The sequence below is a fragment of the Curtobacterium sp. Csp2 genome (assembly GCF_013347165.1).
In genome coordinates, this window is sequence record NZ_CP054593.1 from 283,140 (window position 1) to 291,280 (window position 8,141).

The 8,141-nt window shown below is 72.8% G+C and carries 8 protein-coding genes; 5 read left to right on the top strand and 3 right to left on the bottom strand.

Going from position 1 to position 8,141, the window contains the following annotated elements; translation table 11 throughout:
* Positions 1 to 771, bottom strand: a 771-nt coding sequence (locus HUN59_RS01450) for an HAD family hydrolase (RefSeq protein ID WP_174779324.1), incomplete at its 3' end; no start/stop codon positions are given.
* 97 nt (positions 772 to 868) lie between these two features.
* Here HUN59_RS01450 and HUN59_RS01455 point away from each other — a divergent pair.
* Together HUN59_RS01455 and HUN59_RS01460 are read left to right on the top strand one after the other, a co-directional pair.
* The gene (locus tag HUN59_RS01455) at positions 869 to 3,379 is read left to right on the top strand and encodes a glycoside hydrolase family 65 protein (RefSeq protein WP_174777301.1); all 2,511 of its coding nucleotides are present in this window, start codon (positions 869 to 871) and stop codon (positions 3,377 to 3,379) included.
* 211 nt (positions 3,380 to 3,590) lie between these two features.
* The gene (locus tag HUN59_RS01460) at positions 3,591 to 4,358 is read left to right on the top strand and encodes an SDR family NAD(P)-dependent oxidoreductase (protein WP_058740730.1); all 768 of its coding nucleotides are present in this window, start codon (positions 3,591 to 3,593) and stop codon (positions 4,356 to 4,358) included.
* A 10-nt stretch (positions 4,359 to 4,368) separates the two neighbouring features.
* On the opposite strand, the gene HUN59_RS01465 is transcribed toward HUN59_RS01460, so the two are convergent.
* On the bottom strand, positions 4,369 to 4,764 hold the full coding sequence (locus tag HUN59_RS01465) for a VOC family protein (protein ID WP_174777302.1): 396 nt from the start codon (positions 4,762 to 4,764) through the stop codon (positions 4,369 to 4,371).
* Positions 4,761 to 5,276 (bottom strand): DUF1697 domain-containing protein, encoded by a 516-nt coding sequence (locus HUN59_RS01470; protein WP_174777303.1) that lies wholly within the window; start codon positions 5,274 to 5,276, stop codon positions 4,761 to 4,763. The genes HUN59_RS01465 and HUN59_RS01470 overlap by 4 nt, the downstream gene beginning before the upstream one ends.
* Positions 5,277 to 5,373: 97 nt before the next feature.
* Between HUN59_RS01470 and HUN59_RS01475 the strand changes: the two genes are divergently transcribed.
* The 3 genes from HUN59_RS01475 to HUN59_RS01485 all read left to right on the top strand — a co-directional run bounded on the left by HUN59_RS01475 (position 5,374) and on the right by HUN59_RS01485 (position 7,848).
* Positions 5,374 to 5,946: an ArsR/SmtB family transcription factor gene (locus tag HUN59_RS01475; RefSeq protein WP_058740733.1), complete on the top strand. Its 573-nt coding sequence runs from the start codon at positions 5,374 to 5,376 to the stop codon at positions 5,944 to 5,946.
* Complete coding sequence (locus HUN59_RS01480; protein ID WP_174777304.1) at positions 5,943 to 7,217, top strand: MFS transporter; 1,275 nt, start codon at positions 5,943 to 5,945, stop codon at positions 7,215 to 7,217. Before HUN59_RS01475 ends, HUN59_RS01480 begins: the two co-directional genes overlap by 4 nt.
* Before the next feature lie 166 nt (positions 7,218 to 7,383).
* The gene (locus HUN59_RS01485; RefSeq protein ID WP_058740737.1) at positions 7,384 to 7,848 is read left to right on the top strand and encodes a hypothetical protein; all 465 of its coding nucleotides are present in this window, start codon (positions 7,384 to 7,386) and stop codon (positions 7,846 to 7,848) included.
* Positions 7,849 to 8,141: the final 293 nt, after the last annotated feature.

The window sequence follows — 8,141 nt, forward strand, 5'->3', positions numbered from 1 at the left end:
GAACGCCACCCAGGTGCTCCGCACGGCGGGGAGCTGGTCGACGAGCTCGTCGAGGTCGCTGACGACGACGTCGGCACCGTGCGCGCGGAGGGCGTCCGCGCCGGCGCCGCGGTCGACACCGACGACCAGGCCGAAGGCACCGTTCCGGCCGGCTTCGACGCCGCTCGTGGCGTCCTCGACCACGACGCACTCGGCGGCGGTCCGTCCGAGGCGCTCCGCGGCGTCGAGGTACGTGTCCGGCGCGGGCTTGCCGGCGAGGCCGTCCTGCCGCGCGACGAGCCCGTCGACGACGACCGGGAAGCGGTCGAGGATGCCCGCCGTGCGGAGCACCTGGGTGGCGTTCGCGGAGCTCGACACCACGGCGACCTGCACCCCGGCGTCGATCGCGGCGGTGAGGAAGCGCAGGGAGCCCGGGTACGGCTCGACGCCGTGCTCGGTCAGCTCGGCGGTGAACTCGGCGTTCTTGCGGTTGCCGAGCCCGCACACCGTGTCGGCGTCGGGGGCGTCGTCCGGGGTGCCCTCGGGCAGCTCGATCCCGCGCGAGGCGAGCAACGAGCGGACCCCGTCGTAGCGGGGCTTGCCGTCGATCGAGTCGAAGTAGTCCTGCTCGGTGTACGGCGCGACGCCGTGTGCGGCCAGGTACGGGGTGAACAGCCGGCTCCAGGCACGCATGTGCACGTCGGCCGTCGGCGTGAGGACGCCGTCGAGGTCGAACAGGAGCGCTCGCGTGTCGGCGAGTCGCGCGGGGGTGCGCCGGTCCGGCATCGTCATCGGGGATCCTCTGCTCGCGGTGGTCGGTTCGGCTCGGATCGAGTCTAGGACCGCTCCAGCCCGGACACCCCGCACTCCCTCCCACGGAGCACACTGCATGAACCCCATCACCTCCGACCCCCTGGACCGCGTCCGCTACCCGGTGGACGAGTGGGCGCTCGTCGAGACCGAGTACGCCCCCGACGAGCAGGGCGTCGCGGAGACGAACTTCGCCGTCGGCAACGGGTACCTGGGCCTCCGCGGCAACCTCGACGAGGGCCGCGGCGGCGTCCAGTACGGCACGTACGTCAACGGCTTCCACGAGACGTGGCCGATCCGGCACGCCGAGGACGCGTTCGGCTTCGCCAAGACCGGACAGACCATCATCAACGCACCGGACGCCAAGGTGATCCGGCTCTACGTCGACGACGAGCCGCTCGTCCTGGCCGAGGCCGACATCCTGCGGCACACCCGGCGCCTCGACTTCCGCGGCGGGTACCTGTACCGCGAGACGGAGTGGTCGACGCCGTCCGGCAAGCGGGTGCTCATCCGCTCCCGCCGGCTGGTGTCCTTCACCGACCGGCACCTGGCGGTCATCGACTACGAGGTGACCGTGCTCGACGCGGACGCCTCGCTCCTGCTGTCGAGCCAGGTCCTGAACCGCCAGGACGTCCAGGACGAGTACCACGCGGGCATGCGCGCCGCGGCGAACGCCTTCGACCCGCGCAAGGCCGAGGCGTTCACCGAGCGCGTGCTCGAGCCGAAGCTCAAGCGCAGCACCGCCGGCCGATCCCTGCTGGGCTACCAGGCCGCGAGCTCGGGCATGACCATCTGCGTCGGGGTCGAGCACCACCTGGAGACCGACAACCACTGGGACGAGAGCTCCTCGATCGAGGACGACCTCGCCAAGCACGTCTACCGGGTGCAGGCACGCCGGGGCGTCCCGACGCGGCTGGTGAAGCACCTCGTCTACCACACGTCCCGCGGCGTGCCGGCGCGTGAACTCGGCGACCGCTGCGACCGGACGCTCGACCGGGCCCGCGCCGAGACGGTCGACCAGACGTTCGACAAGCAGCGCGCCTGGATGGACGACTACTGGACCCGCAGCGACGCCGAGATCCCCGGGCAGCCGGAGATCCAGCAGGCCGTCCGCTGGAACCTGTTCATGCTCGCGCAGGCGACCGCTCGGACCGACGGGCACGGCATCGCGGCGAAGGGCGTCACCGGGTCCGGGTACGGCGGGCACTACTTCTGGGACATGGAGATCTACGTCCTGCCGTTCCTGTCGTACACGGCACCGATCGCCGCCCGGAACGCGCTGCGCTTCCGCTACAACATGCTCGACGCCGCCCGCTCCCGGGCCCGCGAGCTGAACCAGCGCGGGGCCCTGTTCCCGTGGCGGACGATCAACGGCGAAGAGTCCAGCGCGTACTACGCCGCGGGTACCGCGCAGTACCACATCGACGCGGACATCGCCCACGCGCTCATGCAGTACGTGCGCGCCTCGGGGGACCGCGACTTCCTCAAGCGCGGAGCGATCGACATCCTGGTCGAGACCGCCCGGCTGTGGGCGGACCTGGGCTTCTGGCGCTCGAACGGCGACAAGAAGTTCCACATCGACGGCGTCACCGGGCCGGACGAGTACACGACGGTCGTCGACGACAACCTCTACACGAACGTCATGGCCCGGGCGAACCTGTGGTTCGCCGTCAACGCCTGCCACGAGCTCGCCGTCGACGACCCGGAGGAGTACGGCCGCATGGTCCGGCGTACCGGACTCGACCCGGCCGAGGTCGTCGAGTGGGAGCACGCCGCCGAGTCGATGGAGATCCCGTTCGACCCGCACCGCGGCATCCACCCCCAGGACGCCCAGTTCCTCGACAAGGAGCTCTGGGACCTCGAGAACACGCCCGACTCCAAGCGCCCCCTGCTGCTGCACTACCACCCGCTGGTGATCTACCGGTTCCAGGTGCTCAAGCAGGCGGACGTCGTGCTCGCGCTGTTCCTGCAGGGTCACGAGTTCACCGCGGCCGAGAAGCGCCGGGACTTCGACTACTACGACGCCCTGACGACCGGCGACTCGACCCTGTCCGCGGTCGTCCAGTCGATCATGGCGGCCGAGGTCGGCTACCACGACCTGGCGGCGCAGTACTTCCAGACGGCGCTGTACGTCGACCTCGCCGACCTGCACGGCAACACCGCGGACGGTGTGCACATCGCCTCGACGGGTGGCATCTGGGGTGCGCTCGTCAACGGCTTCGGCGGCATGCGCGACCACGGCGGACGGATGTCGTTCAACCCGCGCCTGCCGAAGGACTGGGACCGCCTGACCTACCGCCTGACGGTGCACGGCTCTCGGATCCGCGTCGACCTCGAGGAAGAGCAGATGACCTTCACGGTCGAGACCGGCGACGGCTTCACCGCGTGGGTGCACAACCAGCAGTGGGAGGTCCCGGCCGGCGAGCCGACCGTCGTCCCGCTGCCGCACCACGGGCCGCGGATGAGCGGGCACGCGCCGACGACCAGCGACATCCAGGGCACGTTGCGCGCGGACGGCTCGGTCATCACCGCGTCGATCCCGACCATCTCGCTCGACCGCGCGTTCGAGATCGACGAGACCACCGCCTGACGGCGGCCGGCACGACGGCGGCCGGCACGACGGCGGCCGGCACGACGGCGGACGGACCGGAGGCGCGGTGCGGGTCCGTCCCGCACCGCGCCTCGTCCGTCGGGTCCGGCTGGCAACGCCCCCAGCCGTGCCCGGGCACCGTGGTCCCCCGTGCCCGCCCGGGCCGACGGCGTCTCCTGCGGCACTGACCGTGCAACGAGAGGAGACACACATGGACGAGCGGTTCGCGGGCAAGGTCGCGATCGTCACCGGAGCGGGATCGGGGATCGGGGAGGCCACCGCGCGCGCCTTCGTCGACGAGGGCGCCGCCGTGCTCCTGGTGGACAGCGTCGAGGAGAAGGTCCGGGCCGTCGCCGACTCGCTGCCGACGGGCCGCGCGGTCGCCGTGCGCGCCGACGTGGCCGACCCGGCAGCGTGGGAGACGATCGTGTCCGCAGCGGTCGACCGCTGGGACCGGGTCGACGTCCTCGTGAACAACGCGGGGACCTTCACCTCGGGCGACATCACCGACATCGAGCCGGACGAGTGGCGCCGGGTCATCGACACGGACCTGTCGAGCGTGTTCTACGGCACCCGTGCGGCGCTGCCGTTCCTCCGCGAGACGAAGGGGTCCGTCGTCAACACCTCGTCGGTGTCCGGGACGGACGCGGACTGGCGGATGAGCCCGTACAACGCCGCGAAGGGCGGCGTGACGAACTTCACGAAGGCCGCGGCGCTCGACAACGGGCAGTTCGGCGTGCGGGTGAACGCCGTCGCGCCCGGGCTCGTCTGGACGGACATGACCCAGCAGCAGGCGGAGGACGAGGAACTCCAGCACGCGTTCGCCGAGCGGGTGTCGCTCGGCCGCGGTGGGCGGCCCGAGGAGGTCGCCGCCGTGATCCTGTTCCTGGCGAGCGACGCCGCGAGCTACGTCACGGGCGCTGTGCTGCCCGTCGACGGTGGCACGACCGCGAGCAACGGGCAGCCCGCGCAGTCCTGAGCGCGGCGAATCAGTCCTCGACGTCGGCGACGACCTCGACCTTCACGCGCTCCGCGTCCTCGAGGAACGCCGCGTGGTGGTCGGGTCCACCGGCGTGCGGGTGCCGGTCCTCGTAGAGCCGTCGCCACCCGTGCCCCGGCGCCCCGGTCCAGATCCGTGCGACGTCGGCGGCGCTCCCGCCGTGCAGCGCGAGGTGGCTGAGGCCCGGCCGGCGTCGATCGTGTCCGCCGGGGAGCGGGGCGCGCTCCAGGACGAGGTACGTGTGGTCCAGTCGCCAGCTCCGGCCGTCCGGCCACTCCTGGAACGGCGCCGACCCGAGCGCGTCGAGCAGCCAGCCCCACGAGCGGACGGCGGCGTCGAGGTCCGCGACGCGGAACTCGACGTGGTGGAGACCGCGGCGGGTCACAGGAGCTTCCGGAGGGTGTTCGTGTTGCGGGTCGTCGTCGTGCGCTTGAAGCGTGCGGCGGCGGCCCGTCTCGCGAACGCGGTGTCGGTGCTGGAGCCCTTCGGGCACGACCAGTACACGACGCCGTCGCCCCGCGCGACCCGCTCCACCGACTCGTCGACGGTCAGGTCCTCGAGCAGGGCGTCGAGCGCCGGGGCCGCTGAACCGAACACGACGTAGTCGTGCCGGTCGGGACCGGACGGGAACGGGAAGCCGTCGACGATCGCGGCGAGCCGTCCGTGCGGGACGAGCACGATCCAGGCGTCGTAGCCGAACCGGTCGCGCAAGGCCTGCTCGACGGCGCCCGTGACCGAGGCGGCGTCCCCGTCCGCGGTGAACACGACGTTGCCCGACGCGAGCACCGTGCGCACGTCCTCGTACCCGAGCTCGCGGAACAGCGCCGCGAGCTCCGCGCTCCGGATCGTGATCCCGTTGACGTTCACCCCGCGCAGCAGCGCGACCCACCTGGCCATGTCGGCACCGTAGCGCGCTCGCCCGACGCGGGGCGATCCTCCAGTCCGATCCACAAGAAGTGTTGCGCAACGATTCTTGTGGATCTATCGTCGAGTCATGGACGTCCAGCGACTCGACGACGCAGCCCACATGCGGGCGCTCGCCCACCCGACCCGGCTGCGCATCGTCGGGCTGCTGCGCTCCGGCGGTCCGCAGACCGCCGCGATGCTCGGGGAGCAGGTGGACGAGGCGCCCGGGACGATCAGCTACCACTGCGGGCGACTCGCGACCGCTGGCTTCATCGAACCCGCGCCGGAACTCGGCACCGACCGACGTGAGCGCTGGTGGCGGGCCACGGCGCAGCACACGTCGTGGAACCTGGCCGACGCGTTCGACGACCCCGACCGGATGCTCGCCGCCACGGCGCTCGACCACACCGTCGCCCAGGCGTACGCCGACGAGTACCGGGCGTTCATCGACCACGTCCCGGCACTCGGTCGCGAGTGGGTCGCGGCCTCGAACAGCGGCGACCGGGTGCTCCGGCTGACGGTGGACGAACTGCGGGACCTCGGCGCCGAACTGCAGGGCGTGCTCGACCGGTGGGAGGCCGTCAGCGCGGACCACGTGGCGGGCGACGGCTCCGAGCGTGTGACGGCGGTCGTGCAGAGCTACCGGTCGGCACGGCCGTGAACGCGCGGTGGCGGCTGCGGTCGCTCCTCGCGGTGCAGGTCGTCTCGCGCACGGGCAACGTCGCGACGACCATCGCGGTGCCGTTCGTGGTGCTCTCGCGCGGTGGGTCCGCGACCGACGTCGGCATCGCGGCGTTCGCGGCGACGGTGCCGATCGTGCTCGGCGGGGCGTTCGGCGGCGTGCTCGTGGAGCGGTTCGGGTTCGTCCGGTCGAGCGTGGTGTCGGACCTCGTCAGCGCGGTGACCCTCGCCGCGGTCCCCCTCCTGGCGTGGACGGTCGGGCTGCCTTCGTGGGGACTGCTCGTGCTCGTGTTCCTCGGCGGCTTGTTCGACACCCCGGGGGAGTCCGGGCGACGGGTGCTCCTGCCGGGGCTCGCGACGGCCGCGGGTGTCCCGCTCGAACGGGCGGTCGGGCACTTCGAGGCGTCCGTCCGGTTCTCCGTGCTGCTCGGTGCGCCGGCTGCCGGGCTGCTCGTCGGGGCCGTCGGACCGCTGCCGGCGCTGGCGGTCACCGCGTCGGTCTTCGCGGCGGCGGCGGTGCTCGCGGTGCTGACGCTCCGCGGGGCGACGGTGCACCCGGCGCCGGACGCGGCGCCGGCCGAGCGTTCCGCGGGCTACTGGCGGGACCTCGGGGCCGGGCTGCGGTTCTGCGTGCGGGACCCGCTGTTCCGGCTCGTGATCGCCCTGGTGCTCGTGACGAACCTGCTCGACGCCGCACGGTCCACAGCGCTGCTCCCGCTCTACGCCGACCGGGTGCTCGACGGCGCACAGTCGCTCGGCATCGTCAGCGGGACCTACGGCGGGGCGGCGTTCCTCGGGTCGCTCGCGTTCGGGTACGTGGCGCACCGGCTGCCGCGCCGGATCACGTTCGTGGTCTGCTTCGTGCTCGCCGGCGGGCCGTCGCTCGTGGTGCCGGCACTCGGGCTCGGGCTGCCGTGGATGCTCGGTGCGTGCGCGGTGTCCGGGCTCGCGGCCGGGGCGCTCAACCCCATCCTCGGCGCCGTCGAGCTCGAGCGGATCCCGGGGCCGATGCGGGCCCGGGTGTTCGGGTTGCTCTCCGCGGGGTCGTGGGCGGGCATCCCCCTCGGCGGGCTCTTCGGCGGGATCGCGGCGGACGGCATCGGCGTGACGGCGACGTTCGGTGTCGTGGCGGTGGTCTACACGGTGGTCACGCTGTCGCCGTTGCTCGGGGGGTCGTGGCGGTTGATGGAGCGGCGTGCGGCCGAGGCCCCAGCGCGGCTCCCGGTGCCGGTCTCGACTCCGTCGGCGTGAGGCGGAGCGGGGCTGTGCCGGGTCGGCTGCGCTCCGCACAACCGGAAGCACGGCGCACCATGGACTCCCGCGGCGCGGCGTGCTTCCGGCTGTGCGGGAGCACTCCGACCCACCGGGCGCCGAATCGCTCGGAGCGCCCCGAGCACCGCTCCGGTAGACGGGGTGCATGACTGACGAGCGACACGACGACGGCCAGGGTCCCGACGACGCGCACCAGGTACCGGAGGGGGTGTCCGAGGCGACCGTCGAGGCCCTCGGCACGCTGTCGGCCGCCCTCGAGGTGCTCGAGCACGCCCGTGGCCTGCTCTACGGGTTCCACCGGCTGACGGGGACGGCGGACCTCAACCTCGGGGACGCCGTCGAGCAGCTCCGGAAGGCGGGTCACACCGAGCTCGCGGAGCGGATCGACACCGAGCTGGTGGGGCGGAACGTCATCGACGGGCGGTGGACGTTCCAGATCGTCGAGGACTACGACGACAACTACTACGCGCTCGCCAAGGAGCTCGAGCAGACCGCACGCGACCAGCTCGTCGGTGGGAAGCGCCACCTGTACGAGGCGAGCATGAAGGAGGACCGGCGCACGGACGGCCGTCGCCGCCACGAGGCCAAGCCGGCGGACCTGCGGGACTGACCCCGAGCCTCCAGGCCGGACTGCCGGACTGCCGGACTGCCGGACTGCCCCTCCGCGAAACGCAACGTGGGCGGCTCCGCGCCGCGACATTCCGCTGCGCGGAGCCGCCCACGTTGCGTTTCGCGGAGGGGCAGTCCGGCCGTCCGGCCGTCCCGCAGTCCGGCCCGGAGGCTCGGGGCCAGTCCCGCCGGTCCGCCCGCTTGGCCTCCTGGCGGCGCCGCCCCTCCCCGCGCCCGGCCTCCTTCCTGCCCGCCCCCGCCCGGCGGTGCCTCCCACCCCCCCACTCGGCCCCC

Coding starts and splice junctions, on each gene's coding strand:
- HUN59_RS01455 (WP_174777301.1), top strand. CDS start 869: ATGAACCCCATCACCTCCGACCCCCTGGACCGCGTCCGCTACCCGGTG.
- HUN59_RS01460 (WP_058740730.1), top strand. CDS start 3,591: ATGGACGAGCGGTTCGCGGGCAAGGTCGCGATCGTCACCGGAGCGGGA.
- HUN59_RS01470 (WP_174777303.1), bottom strand. CDS start 5,276: ATGGCCAGGTGGGTCGCGCTGCTGCGCGGGGTGAACGTCAACGGGATC.
- HUN59_RS01475 (WP_058740733.1), top strand. CDS start 5,374: ATGGACGTCCAGCGACTCGACGACGCAGCCCACATGCGGGCGCTCGCC.
- HUN59_RS01485 (WP_058740737.1), top strand. CDS start 7,384: ATGACTGACGAGCGACACGACGACGGCCAGGGTCCCGACGACGCGCAC.